The organism is Bradyrhizobium sp. (assembly GCF_030693485.1).
Taxonomy (GTDB): Bacteria; Pseudomonadota; Alphaproteobacteria; order Rhizobiales; family Xanthobacteraceae; genus Bradyrhizobium.
In genome coordinates this window covers 1-19,197 of record NZ_JAUYAN010000198.1, presented here as the reverse complement: position 1 = coordinate 19,197, position 19,197 = coordinate 1, and the positions used below count along the sequence as shown (strand labels likewise).

General features: G+C 63.3%; 20 protein-coding genes and 1 tRNA gene. 15 read left to right on the top strand and 6 right to left on the bottom strand.

All coding sequences use genetic code 11. The features are described 5' to 3' along the window. The first annotated feature begins 21 nt into the window (after nucleotides 1-21). The 3 genes from Q8N40_RS14770 (at nucleotide 22) to Q8N40_RS14760 (ending at nucleotide 2,214) form a co-directional block, all read left to right on the top strand. Nucleotides 22-1,248 carry a CaiB/BaiF CoA-transferase family protein gene (locus tag Q8N40_RS14770; RefSeq protein WP_305712338.1) on the top strand — a complete coding sequence of 409 codons (1,227 nt, stop codon included), beginning with the start codon at nucleotides 22-24 and terminating at the stop codon, nucleotides 1,246-1,248. 118 nt (nucleotides 1,249-1,366) lie between these two features. After that, entirely contained in the window at nucleotides 1,367-1,711 is a 345-nt protein-coding gene (locus tag Q8N40_RS14765) for a cytochrome c (RefSeq protein WP_305322109.1), read from the top strand. Between the two features lie 110 nt (nucleotides 1,712-1,821). Then, nucleotides 1,822-2,214, top strand: a complete 393-nt coding sequence (locus Q8N40_RS14760) for a RidA family protein (protein WP_305712337.1) — start codon at nucleotides 1,822-1,824, stop codon at nucleotides 2,212-2,214. A gap of 39 nt (nucleotides 2,215-2,253) precedes the next feature. On the opposite strand, the gene Q8N40_RS14755 is transcribed toward Q8N40_RS14760, so the two are convergent. The 3 genes from Q8N40_RS14755 to Q8N40_RS14745 all read right to left on the bottom strand — a co-directional run bounded on the left by Q8N40_RS14755 (nucleotide 2,254) and on the right by Q8N40_RS14745 (nucleotide 5,920). Next, nucleotides 2,254-4,209, bottom strand: a complete 1,956-nt coding sequence (locus Q8N40_RS14755) for an AI-2E family transporter (protein WP_305712336.1) — start codon at nucleotides 4,207-4,209, stop codon at nucleotides 2,254-2,256. Nucleotides 4,210-4,349: 140 nt separating this feature from the next. Beyond that, on the bottom strand, nucleotides 4,350-5,126 hold the full coding sequence (locus Q8N40_RS14750) for an FkbM family methyltransferase (protein ID WP_305712335.1): 777 nt from the start codon (nucleotides 5,124-5,126) through the stop codon (nucleotides 4,350-4,352). A gap of 119 nt (nucleotides 5,127-5,245) precedes the next feature. Further along, nucleotides 5,246-5,920 (bottom strand): TetR/AcrR family transcriptional regulator, encoded by a 675-nt coding sequence (locus Q8N40_RS14745; RefSeq protein WP_305712334.1) that lies wholly within the window; start codon nucleotides 5,918-5,920, stop codon nucleotides 5,246-5,248. A gap of 221 nt (nucleotides 5,921-6,141) precedes the next feature. Between Q8N40_RS14745 and Q8N40_RS14740 the strand changes: the two genes are divergently transcribed. From Q8N40_RS14740 to Q8N40_RS14730, 3 genes are all read left to right on the top strand, one after another. Then, nucleotides 6,142-7,374, top strand: a complete 1,233-nt coding sequence (locus tag Q8N40_RS14740) for an acyl-CoA dehydrogenase family protein (protein WP_305712333.1) — start codon at nucleotides 6,142-6,144, stop codon at nucleotides 7,372-7,374. 61 nt (nucleotides 7,375-7,435) lie between these two features. Next, nucleotides 7,436-8,494: a phosphotransferase family protein gene (locus tag Q8N40_RS14735; RefSeq protein WP_305322114.1), complete on the top strand. Its 1,059-nt coding sequence runs from the start codon at nucleotides 7,436-7,438 to the stop codon at nucleotides 8,492-8,494. A gap of 198 nt (nucleotides 8,495-8,692) precedes the next feature. Beyond that, nucleotides 8,693-9,604: a DMT family transporter gene (locus Q8N40_RS14730; RefSeq protein ID WP_305712332.1), complete on the top strand. Its 912-nt coding sequence runs from the start codon at nucleotides 8,693-8,695 to the stop codon at nucleotides 9,602-9,604. Between the two features lie 35 nt (nucleotides 9,605-9,639). Here the strand turns inward: Q8N40_RS14730 and Q8N40_RS14725 are convergent, their stop codons facing one another. Beyond that, entirely contained in the window at nucleotides 9,640-10,425 is a 786-nt protein-coding gene (locus tag Q8N40_RS14725; RefSeq protein ID WP_305319565.1) for an SDR family NAD(P)-dependent oxidoreductase, read from the bottom strand. Nucleotides 10,426-10,567: 142 nt separating this feature from the next. On the opposite strand from Q8N40_RS14725, the gene Q8N40_RS14720 reads away from it, so the two are divergent. Together Q8N40_RS14720 and Q8N40_RS14715 are read left to right on the top strand one after the other, a co-directional pair. Beyond that, nucleotides 10,568-11,290 carry a histidine phosphatase family protein gene (locus Q8N40_RS14720; protein ID WP_305712331.1) on the top strand — a complete coding sequence of 241 codons (723 nt, stop codon included), beginning with the start codon at nucleotides 10,568-10,570 and terminating at the stop codon, nucleotides 11,288-11,290. Between the two features lie 156 nt (nucleotides 11,291-11,446). After that, the gene (locus Q8N40_RS14715; RefSeq protein WP_305319563.1) at nucleotides 11,447-12,214 is read left to right on the top strand and encodes an SDR family NAD(P)-dependent oxidoreductase; all 768 of its coding nucleotides are present in this window, start codon (nucleotides 11,447-11,449) and stop codon (nucleotides 12,212-12,214) included. 135 nt (nucleotides 12,215-12,349) lie between these two features. Here Q8N40_RS14715 and Q8N40_RS14710 read toward each other — a convergent pair whose 3' ends face one another. Then, nucleotides 12,350-13,573 carry a serine hydrolase gene (locus tag Q8N40_RS14710; protein ID WP_305319562.1) on the bottom strand — a complete coding sequence of 408 codons (1,224 nt, stop codon included), beginning with the start codon at nucleotides 13,571-13,573 and terminating at the stop codon, nucleotides 12,350-12,352. A gap of 262 nt (nucleotides 13,574-13,835) precedes the next feature. Here Q8N40_RS14710 and Q8N40_RS14705 point away from each other — a divergent pair, with 262 nt between their 5' ends. Beyond that, nucleotides 13,836-14,468 (top strand): DUF6778 family protein, encoded by a 633-nt coding sequence (locus Q8N40_RS14705; RefSeq protein WP_305712330.1) that lies wholly within the window; start codon nucleotides 13,836-13,838, stop codon nucleotides 14,466-14,468. A 35-nt stretch (nucleotides 14,469-14,503) separates the two neighbouring features. Then, nucleotides 14,504-14,579: transfer RNA gene (locus Q8N40_RS14700), tRNA-Trp, on the top strand. Nucleotides 14,580-14,627: 48 nt separating this feature from the next. Here Q8N40_RS14700 and Q8N40_RS14695 read toward each other — a convergent pair. Then, a complete protein-coding gene (locus Q8N40_RS14695; protein WP_305712329.1) occupies nucleotides 14,628-15,809 on the bottom strand; it encodes an OpgC domain-containing protein in 1,182 nt (393 codons plus the stop codon). 389 nt (nucleotides 15,810-16,198) lie between these two features. On the opposite strand from Q8N40_RS14695, the gene secE reads away from it, so the two are divergent. The 5 genes from secE to Q8N40_RS14670 all read left to right on the top strand — a co-directional run. Next, the gene (gene secE, locus Q8N40_RS14690; protein WP_305319559.1) at nucleotides 16,199-16,390 is read left to right on the top strand and encodes a preprotein translocase subunit SecE; all 192 of its coding nucleotides are present in this window, start codon (nucleotides 16,199-16,201) and stop codon (nucleotides 16,388-16,390) included. Nucleotides 16,391-16,413: 23 nt separating this feature from the next. Continuing rightward, nucleotides 16,414-16,944: a transcription termination/antitermination protein NusG gene (nusG, locus tag Q8N40_RS14685; RefSeq protein ID WP_291860669.1), complete on the top strand. Its 531-nt coding sequence runs from the start codon at nucleotides 16,414-16,416 to the stop codon at nucleotides 16,942-16,944. A gap of 134 nt (nucleotides 16,945-17,078) precedes the next feature. After that, entirely contained in the window at nucleotides 17,079-17,507 is a 429-nt protein-coding gene (rplK, locus tag Q8N40_RS14680; RefSeq protein ID WP_299745815.1) for a 50S ribosomal protein L11, read from the top strand. A gap of 6 nt (nucleotides 17,508-17,513) precedes the next feature. Further along, nucleotides 17,514-18,206: a 50S ribosomal protein L1 gene (gene rplA / locus Q8N40_RS14675; RefSeq protein ID WP_305319558.1), complete on the top strand. Its 693-nt coding sequence runs from the start codon at nucleotides 17,514-17,516 to the stop codon at nucleotides 18,204-18,206. A gap of 86 nt (nucleotides 18,207-18,292) precedes the next feature. Next, nucleotides 18,293-19,197 (top strand): 2-hydroxyacid dehydrogenase (locus Q8N40_RS14670; RefSeq protein WP_305712328.1); only part of this gene is annotated, 905 nt, incomplete at its 3' end.

Genomic DNA, 19,197 nt, shown 5'->3' with positions numbered 1-19,197 from the left:
CAAAACTCCGGAGGAATCTCTATGTCGGCTCTGCCCCTTCAAGGCATCAAGATTCTCGATCTGACGCGCGTGCTGGCGGGGCCGCTGTCGGCGCAGATGCTGGGCGACCTCGGCGCCGAGGTGATCAAGATCGAGCGGCCGGGCGGCGGCGACGATGCGCGCGCCTTCGGCCCGCCCTATCTAAGCGATCCCGACGGCAAGGCGAACAACAACAACTCGTTCTACCTGTGCGCCAACCGCAACAAGAAATCGGTCACCGTCAACATCGCGACGCCGGAAGGCCAGGACATCGTCCGCGAACTGGCAAAGTCTTGCGACGTGATGATGGAGAATTACAAGGTCGGCGATCTCAAGCGCTACCGGCTGGACTATGAATCGATCAGGGCGCTCAACCCCGGCATCATCTATTGCTCGGTGACCGGCTTCGGCCAGACCGGGCCCTACGCGCCGCGCGCCGGCTACGACGCGATCCTGCAGGCGATGGGCGGGCTGATGAGCGTCACCGGCCATCTCGACGGCGAGCCCGGCGAGGGGCCGATGAAGGTCGGGCCCTCCATCGTCGATTACATGACCGGCATGAATTCGTCGATCGGCATTCTGGCCGCGCTCTATCACCGCAAGGCCAATGGCGGGGCGGGGCAGCATGTCGACGTCTGCCTGTTCGACACCGTGATCGCCTCGCTGTCGCATTACGCGCAGATCTTTCTCGTCAACGGCCAGACCCCGCCGCGGCGCGGCACCTGGGGCAATGGCGGCATGCCCGCGGGCGTGTTCCGCTGCACCGACGGCGAACTGATGCTGGTGGTCGGCAATGACGGCCAGTTCGCGCGCACCTGCGCCGTGCTCGGTCAGCCCGAACTCGCGACCGATCCGAGATTCCTGAAGAACAACGACCGCGTCGTGCACAGCAAGGAGATCATGGCGATTTTTGCCGGCCTGTTCCTGAAGCAGTCGGTCGCCCATTGGCTCGACGAACTGGCGAAAGCCGGCGTGCCCTGCGGGCCGATCAACGATTTTGCCCAGGTGTTCGCCGATCCGCACGTTCAGTCGCGCGGCATGCAGATCAAGGTCGACCATCCCTTCGAACATGAGCTCTCGCTGATCCGCAACGCCATCACGTTCTCCGGCACCCCGGTGAAGGATTATCGCGCGCCGCCACTGCTGGGCGCCGACACGAAAGACGTCTTGGCGACGATCGGCTACGACGAGGCGAAGCTGGGCGAACTGAAGCAGCAGAAGATCATCTAGTCCTCAACTACGTCTCCGCGCGACTTGCGCCCTTCCTCTGGGGTTGAGATGCTTGATTTGCATCAACGCGATCCGGCGGTGCTGGGCGCAGCCTGTGACGTCAGTGGGACCCAAACAGATGATACCGCGCTCCAGTCTGCTCCGATGTCTGATCGCCGGACTTCTCCTGTGTTCGGCCGCGAGCGCTGATGCCGCCGGCCCCGGCCAGCTTCGAAGCAGGGGCAAGGCCATCCTTGAGAAGAACTGTGGCCGCTGCCATGCGATCGAAGCCGTTGGTGCGAGCCCGCTCGCGCAGGCGCCGCCGATGCGCGACATCTACGCCCGGTTCTTGCCGCGTGAGCTGCAGGCCGAACTCAGGGAAGGCATGGTGTCGAAACACCGGGCGATGCCGCAGATCGACTTTTCCGACGAGGACGTCGATGCGATCCTGGCCTATCTCTATGCTCTCGCCGTCAGGAAATGACCGGAGCGCCGGAACATCATCCAGGCAACGACACTTCGACCGTTGACGAAACATGCTGTACCCGGAACTGCTAGTGTCCAGTCGCGGACGATCCGCGCCGGAGCGCTGCCATGAAACGTGAAGTCATCCGCGTCGAACCACTGTCGTCTTATCTGGCGAAGTGGAACGCGCCCATTTCAGCGGTGACGCGTGCCAACAACATGGTCTTCGTGTCAGGGTTTCCGCCGTTTGACCCGGTGGCCGGCGAGGTTGTTGCTGCCCCGATCGAGCGGCAGACCGAGATCGTGCTCGAGCAAATGAAGCTGTGTCTGGAAACGGCCGGCACACGTCTGGAGAACGTCATGAAGTGCAATATCTATTGCAGCTCGGCAGAACACTTCGCGACCGTCAATGCGATCTACGCGGGCTACTTTCCGGTCGACCCGCCAGCGCGCATTTTTGTCTGTGTCCCGGAATGGATGGGCCCGTTCGACATCGAGATCGATTGCGTGGCGGCGGTGTAATGCGGGCAATCGCCGTCACTTCAGGTGCGGACCGCGTGATTACGCTGTCATCGCAGCGACTTCCACCGACGGTGTGACGACAGGGACCTCAGCCCCGGTGGCCGCGATGCATAATTGAACTGTCTCCCCCAGGGTGGCAGCCGCCAGGTCCGCTTTCGCCGTCGCCCGGAGTTCTTCCAACCGGGAGCGATCGATATCCTTGATCAGACAGCATAGAATAATTTGCGCTTTTGGCAGTTTGCGGCGCAGCCGTTGCACGGAGTAGCGCATATGCGCCGGACCGTTTGCATCAAGATAGATCAAGCAAGCGAGCGCAACGCCGGTAGTTTCCAGGCGGAACACATTGGCGACGGAAAGGGCCTCGGCGGCCTCCACGCGTGCTGAGAGGCCGTGAGCGGTTGTGAGCTGCCCCAACATGATTGCGGCGCCTTCATCGAGCGGGCTGCGACCGGCCACGCAAAGGACAGGATGTTCGCCAAGCCATTCGGGAGGCAGTGCGTCCTTGTTCAACACCGGCAAATTATCATAGGGTGAGTGGTCAGCTACACTTTCTACCGCCGAAGTTGCTTCGGCGTCCGTGGTTGCACGGACTTCGCGCGGAGGTCGGTCGTCCTGATCGGAAAGGTTGACTGCAAATTCGCTTATTGTGTCTTTGATCTTGCTTGCTCGCTCTGGGTCCAAAGTGCCACGTTCAGCATCGACTTGAGCAAGCTGCAATCCTTTCAGGGCGACCTCGTCATAATAGGACGAGAGAGCCCGCTCCTTCAGAAACTCTTCGGCCTTTTCGGCAGCTTCGGTGGGATCGCCAGCCAGCATACGCTGATAGAATATCTCGGGAGGCGAAAGCGCAGGTCGGTCGCCAAACATTACATCCAGAAATTCCAGTCGCTCAACATGACGCCCGAGTACCACGAGGCAAACCGTGAGAGGCGTGGCCAATACCAGACCAATCGGTCCCCAGAGCGCAGTCCAGAAAGTAGCCGCAGCAACCACGGCGACAGGCGATAATCCCGTGCTGTGCCCGTACACCATGGGTTCAATCACATGTCCCACGATCGGCTCGACGACGAGAAACAGCCCGAGAGTCCAGAGTAGCATGCTCCAACCAGGATCGACCGCAACCGAAAGGACGAGTGGGAAAGCGGCAGCAATGAACGCGCCGATGTAGGGGACAAAACGGAGTACGCCTGCCAGGATGCCCCACAAGATGGCACTTGGAATGCCGATCAGCCACAGACCGATTCCAATAACCAGGCCAAACGTTCCATTCAAGAGAAGCTGGATGAGGAAGAGCCGGCTGAGGCGTCTCGCGGCATCGTCGAGCGCAGCCGTCGTTCGCTGCAGATCATGTGAGCCGGCGAGCCGTATCAGTCGATTGCGCAGATCCTCACGCTGAAGCAGAATGAAAATGACAAAAATGATGATAATGCCGGTCGTCGCGAGCGGATGAAGAAGCGGAGAAATCAGGCGGTGCAGACTTTCAAGTGCGCCCGGATCCGGCTGACGCACCTCCACTGGAACAGGATCAGCCGTTGGCGTCCTGAGACTGAGCGCGGACGGGGCGTCCTTGGGCTTGTCCAACTCTTTGCTTAGGTCCTTGAGCATCCCCGATGCGCGTTCCAGCGTGCCCCGACCCGCGGTGGTTTCACGGAAAGACTGTATTTTGGCGGTCATGGTCGACTGGTAACGCGGAAGGTCACTTGCGAGTTGTGTCAGCTGAGTGGCAAGAAGACTTCCTGTCGCGAAGATCAGCGCGAACGCCGTCACAACGACGCCGACAACCGCCAAGCCCCGCGGCACCCGTATCCGCTGCAATGCTCCGACAAGCGGCGCCAGAACGAAACTCAAGAGAATGGCAAGCGCAATAGGGACCAGAATTTCGCGACCAAAATACAGTGTCGCAACAATCATAAAGGCAAGGACCGCACTCGCCACGGCGCTGAGTAACGCGATGAGTTCGTCAGAACTGCGTGCTTTGAAAGGCTGGCGGATCAATGGTACCACTCGATTCGACCACGCGGATGCTGACGGTCAACGTCAGGCAACCACGGAACCCTGAAAGGGTTCCTCCCTTCCAGATAAAAGGTTGGAAAGGCGAGCTTTCGGGGCATCAACCTCTGCGGAAAGGAATCCGCTCACGGTCCCGCCGCGCCGGCGCCGCGCGCATGGCGAAAGATGAAATTGTTGCAGTAGTCCTTGCTCTTCCAGAACCATTCGCCGTGCTGGTTCTGATGCACGGCGGCGTCGAATTGCGAAATCGGAACGAGCCGGTTGCGGCAGACGAAGCTGCCCTGGTAGCCGAGGCCTTCGAGATAGGAAAACACCTCGCGGACATCGCCTGATGGCGCGAGGTGCCGGTTCTCGCATTCGAACACCAGCAATGGCGCGTGTTGCCGCAGAATCCGTTCGGCGCCCTTCATGATCGCGAATTCGGCGCCCTCGGCGTCGATCTTGAGCAGCCTGACCCTGTCGCGCTCGCCGAAATAATCGTCGAGCGAGACCAGCGGCACCGACAGGGTGACAAAACTCTCGGTCCCCAGCGCGGCGGAATGGAGCGACGCCCCGGGTTGATGGCCTGATGGCACGAACAGGTCCTTGCGGCCCGAATGCGAGTAGACCGCTTTCGCTTCGACCGTCACGTTATCAAGCCGGATCGCGCTGCAGACGTCGACAAGTCCGCGGGCCAGTTCCGGTTGCGGCTCGAACGCGATCACCCGGCCGCTCCGGCACCAGCGCGACAGCCAATAGATGAAGCTGCCCTTGTTGGCGCCGATGTCGCAGGCGATGTCGCCCGGCCGCAGGTGCTGCCCGATCGCGTCGAACTCGGCCCTTTGATCGCGCAGCCGCGCTTTCAGCGCCCGGATCCGAAACCGGAGACTCGCGGTGGCAAACCAGGCTTGCAAATTGGACACCGGCAGCTTTTCCCCTCGGCGGTCGTCGGCGGACGTTCTGGACCTGAGCGCCGGACGGCGTCCTTGTAGCCGCATGGTCCTGCAAGCGATAGTCATCCGGGCTGGGCGACAGCTTCCGGTCAGGAGCCCTGGCGAGCCCGCTGCGCGCCCGGCTTTTCGCCGCTCCGGGTCCCGCTTCCCGCCAGCGCCATTACCGACACCGCGACCACGCGCTCGACGATCCCCTGGACGTCGTCGAGGTCGCACAATCCCTCCGACAGTTTTGTCAATCTTTCCCGCTCGCGGATGGTGTGGTGCGCCATCGCCAGCGCAAAGTGCAGGCCCCAATAGAGATCGGCCTCGGCGCGGCCGGGCAGGGAGCGCCGCATCGCGGCGGCGAATTTTCGCAAGTGATCGACCTCGCGGTTCTTGATGCGCCGGATCGGCGGCACCGATTCGATCGAGGCGCGGATCATGAAGCGCGCCGCGGTCGAGCCCCCGCTTGTCGGCCCGAGGCAACCGCGCAGCGTCGGTCCCACCAGCGCGCGGAAGATCGCGTCGATGGCGGCGCGGCCGCCGCCGGCCTCTTCGGCGGCTTTCAGCTCATTGAGCCGTTCGCGGTTGGTGGCGAGGCTGCGGGTGACGAACAGTTCGGCGATCAGTTCGTCCTTGGAGCCGAAATGATAGTTCACCGCCGCGAGATTGACGCTGGCGGAGGCGACGATGTCGCGCAGCGTGACGTCGCCGAAGCCGCGATCGGCGTAAAGCCGCTCGGCGGCGCTGAGGATCGCGCTCCTGGTATGATCCGACGCCATGTCATGGCTCCCATGCAGGGCCGATCTGGCCGGTTGCATTTCAAACAGTTGTATGAAACTATCGTTTGAAGGGCCGGGAATGTCAATCATAGTTCGCAATGGTTCGCATTTCGAATGCGGTCCGCTGCGGTCGTCAGCCGCGAAGGCGCAAAATCGCCTTGCGGCCGGCGAATGGCGGGCAGACAGTGCGCCCAACAATTTCACAAGGTGAGGAACGCCCCATGGACTTCAATATGTCGGATCGCCAGAAGGATTGGCTCAATCGCGTGCAGTCGTTCATGACCAAGCACGTCCGGCCCGCGGTGCCGATCTACAAGCAGCAGGACGCCGAGGGCAGCCGCTGGAAGGTGATCCCGATCCTCGAGGACCTCAAGAAGAAGGCCAAGGCCGAAGGTCTCTGGAACATGTTCATGCCGCCGTCCTCGCATGAGGATGACGAATTCCGCGGCGCGGGATTGAGCAATCTGGAATACGCGCCGCTGGCCGAGGAGATGGGCCATATCGGCTTTGCCTCCGAGGTGTTCAACTGCTCGGCGCCGGATACCGGCAACATGGAAGTGTTCATGCGCTATGCCAGCAAGGAGCAGAAGCGCAAATGGCTGAAGCCGCTGATGAACGGCGAGATCCGCTCCGCGTTCCTGATGACCGAACCCGCGGTCGCCTCGTCGGACGCTACCACCATCGAAACCTCGATCACGCGCGACGGCGATCACTACGTCATCAACGGCCGCAAATGGTGGTCGTCGGGCGTCGGCGATCCCCGCTGCAAGATCGCGATCCTGATGGGCAAGACCGATCCCAATGCGGCGCGCCATCAGCAGCAGTCGCAGATCCTGGTGCCGCTCGATACCCCCGGCATCACCGTCGAGAAGATGCTGCCGGTGTTCGGCTTCGACGATGCGCCGCACGGCCACGCCCAGGTGCTGCTGGAAAACGTCCGGGTTCCCGCTGCAAACATCCTGCTCGGCGAGGGCCGCGGTTTCGAGATCGCGCAGGGCCGGCTCGGTCCCGGCCGCATCCATCACTGCATGCGCACCATCGGCGTCGCCGAAGAGGCGCTGGAGAAGATGGTGCGGCGCCTGTCGACGCGCACCGCCTTCGGCAAGAAGATCATCGAGCATTCGATCTGGGAACAGCGCATCGCCGAAGCCCGCACCGATATCGAGATGACCCGGCTGTTATGCCTCAAGGCCGCTGACATGATGGACAAGGTCGGCAACAAGACCGCGCAACTCGAGATCGCCATGATCAAGGTGGCGGCGCCGAACATGGCGCTGAAGATCATCGACAACGCGATCCAGGCCTGGGGCGGCGGCGGCGTCTCCGACGATGCGGGCCTCGCCAAGGCCTATGCCGGCATTCGCACCTTGCGCCTTGCCGACGGTCCGGACGAGGTCCATAACCGCGCCATTGCCAGACTTGAACTTCGGAAGTATTCAAACGCTGCCCACTAGCGGGAGCACCTCGGACGGCGCTCCCCAAGGGTTCCAAGAATAAAACCAGGGGAGCGTCACCGTGGCCGACGGCGTCAGGAAAGACGAAGAGTTTTCGGGTACCAAGCCCGTCGAGGAGCGGCATCGGATCGATGAGCAGCGCCTCGACGGCTGGATGCGCGAGCATGTCGAAGGCTATCAGGGACCATTGACCGTCCTGCAATTCAAGGGCGGCCAGTCCAATCCGACCTACCGGCTCGATACCCCCGGGCGATCCTACGTGATGCGCCGCCGGCCGTTCGGCAAGCTGCTGCCGTCGGCGCACGCGGTCGATCGCGAATTCCGTGTCATCGCCGCGTTGAGCAAGCAGGGCTTTCCGGTCGCGAAAGCCTATGCGCTGTGCACCGACGACGGCGTGATCGGCGCCGCCTTCTACATCATGTCGATGGAGGAGGGCCGGGTGTTCTGGGATCCCACGCTGCCGAGCCAGACGCCGGACGCACGCCGCAAGATCTTCACCAGCAAGATCGAGACGCTCGCGAAATTGCACACTTACGATCCGCAGGCGATTGGTCTCGGCGACTTCGGAAAACCCGGCAATTACTTCGCGCGGCAGGTCGATCGCTGGACCAAGCAATACCGCGCCTCGGAAACCCAGCACATTCCCGAATTCGAGAAATTGGCCGAATGGTTGCCGAAGACCGTGCCGGAACAGAAGCGCGTGTCGATCGTGCATGGCGACTATCGCCTCGACAACATGATTTTCCACGCCACCGAGCCGCGGGTGCAGGCGGTGCTGGACTGGGAACTGTCGACACTCGGCGATCCCATGGCGGATTTCACCTATCTCTTGATGCAGTGGACCATGCCGGGTCTCGCCAATGCCGACCTCAAGGCGCTGAATATTCCGAGCATGGAAGAGGCGGCGCAGATCTACTGCAACGTCACCGGTAGCGCGGTTCCCGATCTCAACTGGTATTTTTCCTACAATCTGTTCCGGCTTGCCGGCATCACCCAGGGGATTGCCGGACGCGTTCGCGATGGCACCGCGGCGAATGCCAAGGCCATGGAGTCGGCGGCGCGCACCGTGCCGCTGTCGAAGGCCTCCTGGGAATACGCGCAGAAGGCCGGCGCGACCTGACGTCGTAGGCAGGCAAAGGCGCGCGCTTCTTACCTCGCCCCGCTTGCGGGGAGAGGTCGGCGCGTAGCGCCGGGTGAGGGGGGGACTCTCCGCGAGCGCGGCGGTTGAGAGTCCCCCTCACCCCGACCCTCTCCCCGCAAGCGGGGCGAGGGAGAAGCGCGCACCGCTTCATCCCGCTCTCATCACACGGAATCGCACTTGCCCCTTTCCCCGAACATGCGTGGAAGTCTGCTGATGGCCGCCGCCATGGCGGGCTTCACCATGAACGACGCCATCACCAAGGCGGTGTCGTCGGAGATGAACTTCGGCGAGATCATGCTGGTGCGCGGCGTCGTCGCGATCGCGCTGATCGCCGCACTGGCATGGCACCAGGGCGCGATGCGGCCGCTGCGCACGCTGGTCATGAAGCCGGTCGCGCTTCGGGTGGCCGGCGAGGTGCTGGGAACGGTGACGTTCCTGGCCGCGATCGTGCACCTGCCGCTGGCCAATACCGCTGCGATCTTTCAGGCCCTGCCACTGGCGGTCACGCTCGGCGCTGCCCTGATGTTCGGCGAGCCGGTCGGCTGGCGGCGCTGGCTGGCCATCTTCGCCGGCTTCATCGGCGTTCTCATCATCGTTCGGCCGGGGGTCGAGGGTTTTAACCAGTTCTCGCTGTTCGCGCTGGTTTCGGTGGTGTTCTGCGCCGTGCGCGATCTCGCGACCCGGCGCATCCCCGCGCATGTTCCGTCGCTGTTCATCACCCTGGTGACCACTGTGACGGTGACGATCGCCGGCGCCGCCATCATCGTTCCGCTCGGCGGCTGGACGGCGCCTTCCGGCCGCGCGCTCGGCCTGCTGACGCTCGCCGCGGTGCTGCTGCTGATCGGCTATCAATGCGTCATCATGGCGCTGCGGTCGGGCGATATCTCGGCGGTGGCGCCGTTCCGCTATTCCGCGCTGCTGTGGGCCATGCTGCTCGGCTATCTCGTGTTCGGCGACGTGCCCGACGCCCTGATGGTGACGGGTGCGACCATCATCGTGCTCTCAGGTCTCTACGCCTTCTACCGCGAACGCATCCGTCACCGGCCGGTTGCGGCCGACGCCTCCGGCCTGCCGCCCGACGGACTGTGACTGATGCAGCGCCGAGCGCCACATCTTCCCGCAACCTAAACCGGCTTCCCCGCATACGGCATCGATGCGGTCAGGCCGCCGTCGACCGGAATCGCCTGGCCGTTGACGTAGGACGCGTCGTCGCTGGCGAGGAACAGTCCCATTGCCGCCAGTTCGTGCGGCTGGCCGGCGCGCTTCAGGGGATTGAGCTGGCCGATCTTGCCGTCCGTACCGCGCTGTTTGGCGTTGTCGAAGATCGGTTTGGTCATGCCGGTCTCGATCAGGCCGGGACACACCGCGTTGATGCGCACGCCGGTGCCCGACAGCGAATAGGCGGTGGTCTGCACCAGGCTGATGACGCCGGCCTTGCTCGCCGCGTAGGGATGCCCGCTGGCGCCGGACTTGAGGCCCGCCACCGACGCCGTCAGCACGATCGAGCCGGACTTCTGTTTGATCATGTGCGGCATCGAATGCTTGATCGCGAGGAACGGCCCGATCAGATTGATGCGCAGGATCTCCTGCCATTGTTCCACGGTCTGCTCGGGCAGCGGCACCAGCCCGCCGCTGACCCCGGCATTGGCCCAGATCGCGTCGAGCCTGCCGTATTTGGCGACGGCCTGGTCGATGAAGCCCTTCACGTCGCTCTCCGACCCGGCGTCGGCCAGCACGGCTTCGACGGTGCCGCCGGACTCGCTGACCAGCCTGGCCGTCTCCATCACGCTGTCGCTGCGGTCGGCGATGACGAGCCTGGCGCCTTCCTTCGAAAACAGCAGCGAGGCGGCGCGGCCGATGCCGCTGCCGGCGCCGGTGATGATGACGGATTTGCCTTCGAGCCGGCCCATAAGTTGCTCCCTTGTCGCTTTGTGGCGTTATTATCGGCGCTTGCCGCCTTGCGGAATTTCAAACAAGATTTCAAACGTCAAGTCGCTTGAGGCGATGCGTGCTCTGACGTAGGACACGCAACAGTATTGAAGGGTCCCTGCGATGTCCAATCCAGCCAAGCCAGCCGTTGCTTCATCCGGCGTCGTCGCGACGCGATGGTGGTGGGTGCGCCATGCGCCGGTCCGCGAGGACAATGGCTGCATCTATGGACAGAAGGACCTCGGCTGCGACACCGGCGATGGCGTGGTGTTCGCCGCGGTCGGAAAGATCCTGCCGCGCAATGCGGTGTGGGTCGCCAGCAACCTGAAGCGGACCCATCAGACCGCCGACGCGATCTGGGCCGCCGGATTCCCGAAGCCTGCGCGGATGCCGCACGTAGCCGCGTTTGCCGAGCAGCATCTCGGCGAATGGCAGGGCATGAACCGCGCCGCGTTCCTGGCCAGCCTGCCGCTCGGCAGCCACTGGTTCGCGCCGATCGACGTGCCGGCGCCCGGCGGCGAAAGCTTCATGGACCTCTACAACCGCGTGCGCGGCGCGATCGAGCGCATCAACACCGAGCATGCCGGCAAGGATGTGATCGCGGTGGCGCATGGCGGCACCATCAAGGCGGCGATCGGGCTCGCGCTGGGCAACCTGCCGGAGAAATGCCTCGCCTTCGACATCGACAATTGCTCGGTGACGCGGCTCGATCATCTCGCCAGCCACGGCCACAGCAGCTGGCGGCTGCCGATGATCAACCAGCAGCCGTGGATCGCTGACGCCTCGCACGCCGCGATGCATCAGCCGGCCGGGCCGGAAGTGGTGCCGGCGACGAAGCTGGCGTGAGGTATCATTCCGGGGCACGCGATTGCGTGAACCGCAGATGTGCAATTGCACATCGGGGAATCTCGAGACTCCGGGTTCGATGCTTTCGCATCGCCCCGGAATGACGTTAGATAAAAAGAACCGGCATCGCCGGATCAAAATCGGGGAGAGAAGCACATGAGCTTGTTCGACATGAAGGGCAAAGTCGCCGTCATCACCGGCTCCACCAAGGGCATCGGCCGCGCCATCGCGGAGCGGATGGCCGAGCACGGCGCCAAGGTGGTGATTTCCTCGCGCAAGCAGGATGTCTGCGATTCCGTCGCTAAGGAAATCAACGACAAGTTCGGCAAGGACACATCGGTCGCGGTCGCTGCCAACATCTCCAGCAAGGAAAACCTGCAGAACCTGGTCAACGAAACCAACCGCGTCTTCGGCAAGATCGACGTGCTGGTCTGCAACGCCGCGTCCAACCCCTATTATGGTCCGCTCGGCGGTATCTCGGACGAGCAGTTCCGCAAGATTCTCGACAACAATATCGTCGCCAACAACTGGCTGATCGGCATGGTGGTGCCGCAGATGATCGAGCGCAAGGACGGTTCCATCATCATCGTGTCCTCGATCGGCGGCCTCAAGGGCTCCACCGTGCTCGGCGCCTATGCGATTTCGAAGGCCGCCGACATGCAGCTTGCGCGCAACCTCGCCTGCGAATACGGCAAGCACAACATCCGCGTGAACTGCATCGCGCCCGGCCTGATCAAGACCGATTTCGCCAAGGCGCTGTGGGATAATCCGGAAAACCTGAAAGCCTCGACCTCGCGTTCGCCGCTGCTGCGGATCGGCATCCCCGACGAGATCGCCGGCGCCGCGGTGCTGATGGGATCGGCGGCCGGCGACTTCATGACCGGCCAGACCGTGGTGATCGACGGGGGTGCTACGATCAGTTGACGCGCCAAGGTGCGTCATCCCGGGGGGGCGCAATAGCGTGAATCTCCGATGCGCAATTGCGCATCGGAGATCTCGAAAATGCAATCTCCAGTTCCGGGTTCGGCCTAACGGGCCGCCCCGGAATGACCCTTCGGGTCACTCCACCGCGGCGTACACCAGGTCGCGCAGCATGATGCGGGTATATTCGCGCTGGCCGGGGCCCTGCATCATGAACACGACGAACATGTCCTCGGCCGGATCGATGAAGAAGAACGTTCCGGCCATGCCGCTCCAGAAGAACTGACCGGCCGAACCCGGGAATGGCGCCATGCCGCTCGCGGTGCGCACCGCGAAGCCCAGACCAAAGCCGTGACCGGCGGGCATCAGGGGCGAGTCGACCTTGACGTGGGCGCCGAGATGATCCGACGCCATCAGCTCCAGTGACTTGCGGCCGATGATCCTGTTGCCGTCGAGCGTGCCGCCGCTGAGCAGCATCTGGCTGAACCGCGCATAGTCCATCGTGGTCGACAGCAGGCCGCCGCCGCCGGATTCCATCACCGGCTTCTCCAGCATGTTGAAGAACTGCACCTTGTCGCCGGTCCAGGGATCGCTCGCGAACGGCTCGGCGAGCCGGCCGGCATTCTCCTCGCCGGTGTGAAATGCGGTCTCGGCCATCTGCAACGGCGCCAGGATGCGCTCGGTCAGGAAGGCGCCGAGGCTCTTGCCGGAGACGACCTCGATGACGCGGCCGAGAATGTCGGTGGAGCGGCTGTAGTTCCATTCCGCCCCCGGCTGGCACATCAGCGGCATGCCGGCGACCATCACGGCGTGCTCGGCGTTGCTGATCTTGCGGCTGCGCAGCCGCGACTGCTGGTACATCTGCTGCACCAGGCCGTTGCCGGTGTGATCGTAGGTGATGCCCGAAGTGTGGCGCAGCAGGTCCTGGATCGTCATCTGCCGCTTCAGCGGCACGAGGTCGAGCTTGCCGTTGTTCTCGATGCCGACCTTCTGGTCGGCAAATTCCGGGATGAATTTCGCAACGGGATCGCTGAGCAGGAAATGGCCGTCCTCGACCAGCATCATGATGCCGACCGAGACGATCGGTTTGGTCATCGAGAAGATCCGGAAAATCGAGTCGTGCGCCATCGGCGCGCTGGCCGCCGGGCCCTGTTTGCCCAGCGCCTCGAACCAGCCGATCTGGCCGCGCCGCGCCACCAGCACGGTCGCACCGGGCAGGGTGCCCTTGTCGATCTCGCGCCTGAACGCGTCCGACATCCGCTGCAGCCGAACCTGGGAAAGGCCCAGCGCTTCCGGTTTGGCCTGGGGCAGGGAGGGGGTCTGCGGCATGGCGGTTGGCTTCACGGCGGTTTGCGCGGTCATGGTCTCTCCCGTTGTCGCTCTTGTTGCTTGTGGTCCGGTTGCCTAGGCTCATCGAAGTCTGGCGCAGAATGCGCGGCTTGAACAGGGCGTTTGCCGCAAGGCGTTGCTGAGTTTGCGGCGGCTGTTCGCCTTGACCGGGAAGGCGCGGGCTATGTTGCGCCTAAGATCAATTTGAGGTAGTCGAATTTCGGGATAGCTACAGGAAGTCGTGTGGAGCACGGCTGGGCGGCGGGGGGTTACGGTGAGAACGATTGCCGGATTGGTGCGGCTTGCCGCGCTGGGCGTTGCGTTGGGTTTGGCTGGCTGCGTGACAGCGGAAAATTCGCTGTCGCAAAATGACATCGCAGGCATGAAACTGGCGGGCGTCACCGTCAGTTACGCGCCGGATGCGAGAATCCAGTGGGAGGACGGCATCCGCGCCTACGCCACCGCCAAGGCGATTCCAGACCACGAGATCGCCACCGCGACCGATACGCCGGAAGGCAAGGCCTATGTCCGGAATTTACTGGCGCCGAAGATCAAGGCGGGAGTCGAAAAGGCCATGGCCGGCCAGCTCAACGGCACGCGGCCGGTCCGGCTCGATGTCGTCGTCAAGAATTTTGCCATTGCGGGCGCGGTCCAGCGAATCGTGATCGGCGGCGGCCGCGAAATGACCGCCACCGCCAATCTGGTCGACGCGCGAACCGGTGCCGTCATCATCGCCAACCCCGATCTCCGGGCCTTCCTGATGGCTGGGCAAGGGGTGCTGGGAACCGCAAAGCGTCGCCGATCAGGTCGCCAACCGCTACGGCGAGAATTATCGCGACTGGCTGTTGCGCCGGGCCTAGTCCAGGCTGCCGGGTGGCGCCTGGTTCCGCCGCTTCGCCCTTGCAATCGGGGCGTTTCCTATGCTTGAAACGGCGCGGATCGGCGGCGACGCCGGGGTTCCGTAGGGGTGTAGCTCAGTTGGTAGAGTACCGGTCTCCAAAACCGGTTGTCGCAGGTTCGAGCCCTGCCGCCCCTGCCAGCTAAATCAAGTACTTAGGCCGATTTTCGACGCGACAGGTGCAACGCCCTAAAGTGTTGCGGGACCTGATCGGCGCGGTTCATCCGCGGCCGGATGATTCCCGCGGGCCTCGACCGGTTTCTCCATCCGCTTCGACCATGACCTGTAGTAGGCGACCGCCGTCATGATCGCGAGGCCGCCGGCGCCGGCGAGGAGTTGCGCAAAGATCCCGTCGGATGTCGTTTGCAGGATGAGCGATGCAACGAACGACAGGTAGATTCCGACGCAGAACACCTCGAGGGATTGCTGGCCGCATTTGACCAGCGGCCGCCAGATGGCGGCCCGCAATCCCGGCGCGTCGATCGGTATCAACCGCACCGCCACGATGATCAGAATAACCAGATGCAGAAAGCGGTAGGGCGCCAGATTGGTCTTGTCGTTCGGCGTGAAGGCCTCGAACAGGACGCGCGGAAAAATGGCATGCGGTTCGGGCAGGTGCGCCGCCAGCGTCATGGCGGCGGCAAACAGCAGGTAGATCACGGCAAAAAACAGGACGAGCCGGGAGCGGATCAGGAAGTGCAGCGTATCGGCGCCGCCCAGCGCCAGCCACGCGCCCAGCACGAAAAGCAGCTGCCACGCGAACGGGTTGAAATACCAGACCCCGGAAGGATAAGAGGGCAGATTCCAGCCGAACTGCCGGGCGGCGAGATAGAGCAGCACCGATCCCAGCATGACCCAGTTCCGGTGCCGCAGCATCAGCCAGAGCATCGGCGCAAAGGCGCCCATCAGGACGACGTAAAGCGGCAGCACGTCCAGATTCAGCGGCTTGTATTTCAGCATCAGGCCCTGCGCCAGCGTCTCGACCGGAGCGAGGAGGAGGGGCGCGACATGGAACTGATTGATCAAGTCGGAAGCGCCGGACCTGTCCGCCAGGAAAAGGATGGACGCCAGATAGAACACGAACAGCAGGACATGGGCGACATAGATTTGCCAGACGCGCCTGAACAGCCGCGTGGTTCCGAAAACGAAGCCGCGCTCGAGCATCTTTCTGGCGAACACCAGAGCCGACGTGTAGCCGGAAATGAACACGAACAAATCGGCCCCATCGCTGAAGCCGTAGTTGCGAAACGAGAACCATGCGAGAACCGGGCTGAAGATGTGCCCCAGGAACATCGCCCAGTTGGCGAGGCCGCGAAACAGGTCGAGGCGCAGATCCCGCTGCGGGGGTGGAAGTGCAAGCTCAGCGCTCATCTATGCGTGGCCCATGAGTGGCGATCAGGGTCGGCGGGGGTTGCGTTGCAACCGCCTCGGTCTGCATCACCGTAGCTGAGAGGCTAAGGGAGGGTCGAGTGGCCCTGTTGAGCGAGGTCAAGGCCTGGCGGCTTGGGATCCGGTGCGCGAACCCGCGCTCCCGAAACCGCAATGTTGTCTCCCCTTGGTACCTTGACCTTTGGCCCCCTTGGCAGTACACAACCGCACCTGCTGCCGGCCCGCTTAGACGGATATCCGGCGCGGCTTTGAAATCCCCGAACAATCGAGCCCGCTGGCCGGCTCATCCTTCAAGAGAGGGCTGGGCGCCAGAGGGCTGTTCGGATTCCTTAAAACCCAGATCGTCCCAGCGGACGCGGATGACACAAACGATGGCTTTCAGCCCGTTCAAGTTCCTGCAGGAAGTGCGCTCGGAGACCGCCAAGGTCACCTGGCCGACCCGCCGCGAGGTGACGATCACCACCATCATGGTGTTTGTGATGGTTGCGGTAGCCTCGATCTTCTTTTTCGCCGCGGATCTGATCATCCGCTATCTCGTCACCTTCTTGCTCGGTATCCGTTGATGGCAAGCGCCGGAACACAGACGATGGACAAGCGCTGGTATATCGTTCACGCCTATTCGAACTTCGAAAAGAAGGTCGCGGAGTCGATCCGCGAGCAGTCGAAGCAGCGCGGGCTCGAAGAGCTGTTCGAGCAGGTGCTGGTGCCGACCGAGAAGGTCACCGAAGTCCGCCGCGGCCGCAAGATCGACGCCGAGCGCAAGTTCTTCCCGGGCTATGTGCTGGTGAAGATGAAGCTCACCGACGAGGCCTTCCATCTGATCAAGAACACCCCGAAGGTGACGGGCTTCCTCGGCGCGGAAAACAAGCCGATGCCGATCTCGGAAGCCGAGGCCATGCGGATCCTGCACCAGGTGCAGGAAGGCGTCGAGCGCCCGAAGGCGTCGGTCTCGTTCGAGATCGGCGAGAATGTGCGCGTGGCCGACGGCCCGTTCGCGTCGTTCTCCGGTGTGGTCGAGGAAATCGACGAGGCGCGCAGCCGCGTGAAGGTCGCCGTGTCGATCTTCGGCCGGGCCACGCCGGTCGAACTGGAATTCGGTCAGGTCGAGAAAGTCTGATCGCATCAGCGCGAAGCGCGTCTTCGCGTAGACGAAGCCGTGGGAGGAGAGGGATGATCGCCAGTCATCCATCGAACCGCACCACGGTCCTGTGAAGCTTCCGGGTTGTCCGGAAACAACATGAGGAGTGATAAATGGCGAAGAAAGTGACCGGATACCTGAAATTGCAGGTGCCGGCCGGGTCGGCGAATCCTTCGCCCCCGATCGGACCCGCGCTTGGTCAGCGCGGCCTCAACATCATGGAATTCTGCAAGGCGTTCAACGCGCAGACCCAGAAGGACGAAAAGGGCACCCCGATTCCGGTGGTGATCACGATCTACGCCGATCGTTCGTTCACCTTCGAAATGAAGACCCCGCCGATGTCCCATTTTCTGAAGCAGGCGGCCAAAATCCAGTCCGGGTCGAAAGCCCCGGGCCGTGACAAGGCCGGCGCGGTGACCAAAGCGCAGGTGCGCGAGATCGCCGAAAAGAAGATGAAGGATCTCAATTGTGACTCCATCGAGTCGGCCATGAAGATGGTCGAGGGCTCTGCCCGTTCGATGGGTCTTGAAGTTGCGGGGTAACGGGTCATGGCAATCGGAAAACGCTTGAAGAAGGCCCGCGAGGGCGTTGATCGCGAGAAGCTTTATCCGCTCGCGGACGCCATCAAAATGGTCAAGGAACGCGCCACGTCGAAGTTCGACGAGACGGTCGAGATTGCGATCAATCTCGGCGTCGATCCGCGTCACGCCGACCAGATGGTGCGTGGCGTGGTGACCCTGCCGAACGGCACCGGCCGCACCCTGCGCGTCGGCGTGTTCGCGCGCGGCGCCAAGGCGGACGAAGCCCGGGCGGCGGGAGCCGACGTCGTCGGTGCCGAGGATTTGGTCGAGAAGGTGCAGGGCGGTCAGATCGATTTCGACCGCTGTATCGCCACCCCCGACATGATGCCGCTGGTCGGACGCCTCGGTAAGGTGCTGGGACCGCGCGGCATGATGCCGAACCCGAAGATCGGCACGGTCACGATGGACGTCGCCAACGCCGTCAAGGGCGCCAAGGGCGGTTCGGTCGAGTTCCGGGTCGAGAAGGCCGGCATTGTGCAGGCCGGCATCGGCAAGGCGTCGTTCACGGCCGACAAGCTGGTGGAGAACGTCAAGGCGCTGGCGGATGCCGTCGCCAAGGCGAAGCCCGCCGGTGCCAAGGGCACCTACATCCAGCGCGTCGCGGTTTCGTCCTCGATGGGACCGGGCGTGAAGGTTGAGCCGGGCACGCTGCTCGGCTAACGGCCGGTCGCGCGACGACAATCATTTCAAGGGCGGGACGGGGAAACCCGTTCCGCCCTTTGTCTTTGACTTCAGGAAACTGACCGATGCTCAACAAAGTCTTGATCTATTCCCGCTTCCCCAAGGCCATGATGGTGCGGATCGGGGAGCGCTTCGAACTGCTGGACGCCGCCGGCAAGCCGCTGAGCGAGGTGTTCTCGGCCGACCAGCTTTCCGAGGTGACGGCGATGGTCACGGCGGGCGGCACGCCGCTGGGGGCTGCCGCGATGGATCTGATGCCGAAGCTCGGCGTCATCGTCTGTTATGGCACCGGCTATGACGGCGTCGCTCTGGCCGCGGCGGCGAAGCGCGGCATCGCGGTCGCCAACAGTCCGGGCGCAAACGCCTCCTCGGTCGCCGATGTCGCGGTGACCTTGATGCTGGCGGTGACGCGTCGGCTGCTGCCGGCGGACGATTATGTCCGAAGCGGCGGCTGGTCGTCGGCAAGGCCGTCGCCGATGATGCGGCCACAAGCGGGCATGCGCGGCCGCCGCATCGGGGTCTACGGCATGGGCGAGATCGGCCGCAAGATCGCGGCCCGGGCGGCGGCATTCGAAACCGAGGTCGGCTATTTCAGCCGCAGCCGGCACGACGTGCCCTATCAATACTTCCCGAGCCTCGGGGCGCTGGCGGAATGGTGCAGTGTGCTGATGATCGCGGTTCGCGCCGGCGCCGACACCCAGCACGCCGTCGATGCCGGGATCCTCAGGAAGCTCGGTGCGGATGGCTATGTCGTCAACATCTCCAGGGGCTCGGTGATCGACCAGCAGGCCCTGGTCGCAGCCCTCGCCGACAACACCATCGCCGGCGCCGGTCTCGATGTGTTCGAGCAGGAGCCCCATGCGCCGGATGCCCTGACCGCATTCCCGAACGTGGTGCTGACCCCGCATATCGGCGGCCACACCCTGGAATCGCACGCGGCGATGCAGGACTGCGTGATCGCCAATCTCGA

What these genes read in the sequence shown, in the direction of transcription:
- rplA (WP_305319558.1), top strand. Translation starts at nt 17,514, where the DNA reads ATGGCAATCGGAAAACGCTTGAAGAAGGCCCGCGAGGGCGTTGATCGC.
- Q8N40_RS14720 (WP_305712331.1), top strand. Translation starts at nt 10,568, where the DNA reads ATGTCCAATCCAGCCAAGCCAGCCGTTGCTTCATCCGGCGTCGTCGCG.
- Q8N40_RS14710 (WP_305319562.1), bottom strand. Translation starts at nt 13,573, where the DNA reads ATGACCGCGCAAACCGCCGTGAAGCCAACCGCCATGCCGCAGACCCCC.
- rplK (WP_299745815.1), top strand. Translation starts at nt 17,079, where the DNA reads ATGGCGAAGAAAGTGACCGGATACCTGAAATTGCAGGTGCCGGCCGGG.
- Q8N40_RS14725 (WP_305319565.1), bottom strand. Translation starts at nt 10,425, where the DNA reads ATGGGCCGGCTCGAAGGCAAATCCGTCATCATCACCGGCGCCGGCAGC.
- Q8N40_RS14765 (WP_305322109.1), top strand. Translation starts at nt 1,367, where the DNA reads ATGATACCGCGCTCCAGTCTGCTCCGATGTCTGATCGCCGGACTTCTC.
- Q8N40_RS14770 (WP_305712338.1), top strand. Translation starts at nt 22, where the DNA reads ATGTCGGCTCTGCCCCTTCAAGGCATCAAGATTCTCGATCTGACGCGC.
- secE (WP_305319559.1), top strand. Translation starts at nt 16,199, where the DNA reads ATGGCTTTCAGCCCGTTCAAGTTCCTGCAGGAAGTGCGCTCGGAGACC.
- Q8N40_RS14715 (WP_305319563.1), top strand. Translation starts at nt 11,447, where the DNA reads ATGAGCTTGTTCGACATGAAGGGCAAAGTCGCCGTCATCACCGGCTCC.
- Q8N40_RS14740 (WP_305712333.1), top strand. Translation starts at nt 6,142, where the DNA reads ATGGACTTCAATATGTCGGATCGCCAGAAGGATTGGCTCAATCGCGTG.
- Q8N40_RS14760 (WP_305712337.1), top strand. Translation starts at nt 1,822, where the DNA reads ATGAAACGTGAAGTCATCCGCGTCGAACCACTGTCGTCTTATCTGGCG.
- Q8N40_RS14745 (WP_305712334.1), bottom strand. Translation starts at nt 5,920, where the DNA reads ATGGCGTCGGATCATACCAGGAGCGCGATCCTCAGCGCCGCCGAGCGG.
- nusG (WP_291860669.1), top strand. Translation starts at nt 16,414, where the DNA reads ATGGACAAGCGCTGGTATATCGTTCACGCCTATTCGAACTTCGAAAAG.
- Q8N40_RS14695 (WP_305712329.1), bottom strand. Translation starts at nt 15,809, where the DNA reads ATGAGCGCTGAGCTTGCACTTCCACCCCCGCAGCGGGATCTGCGCCTC.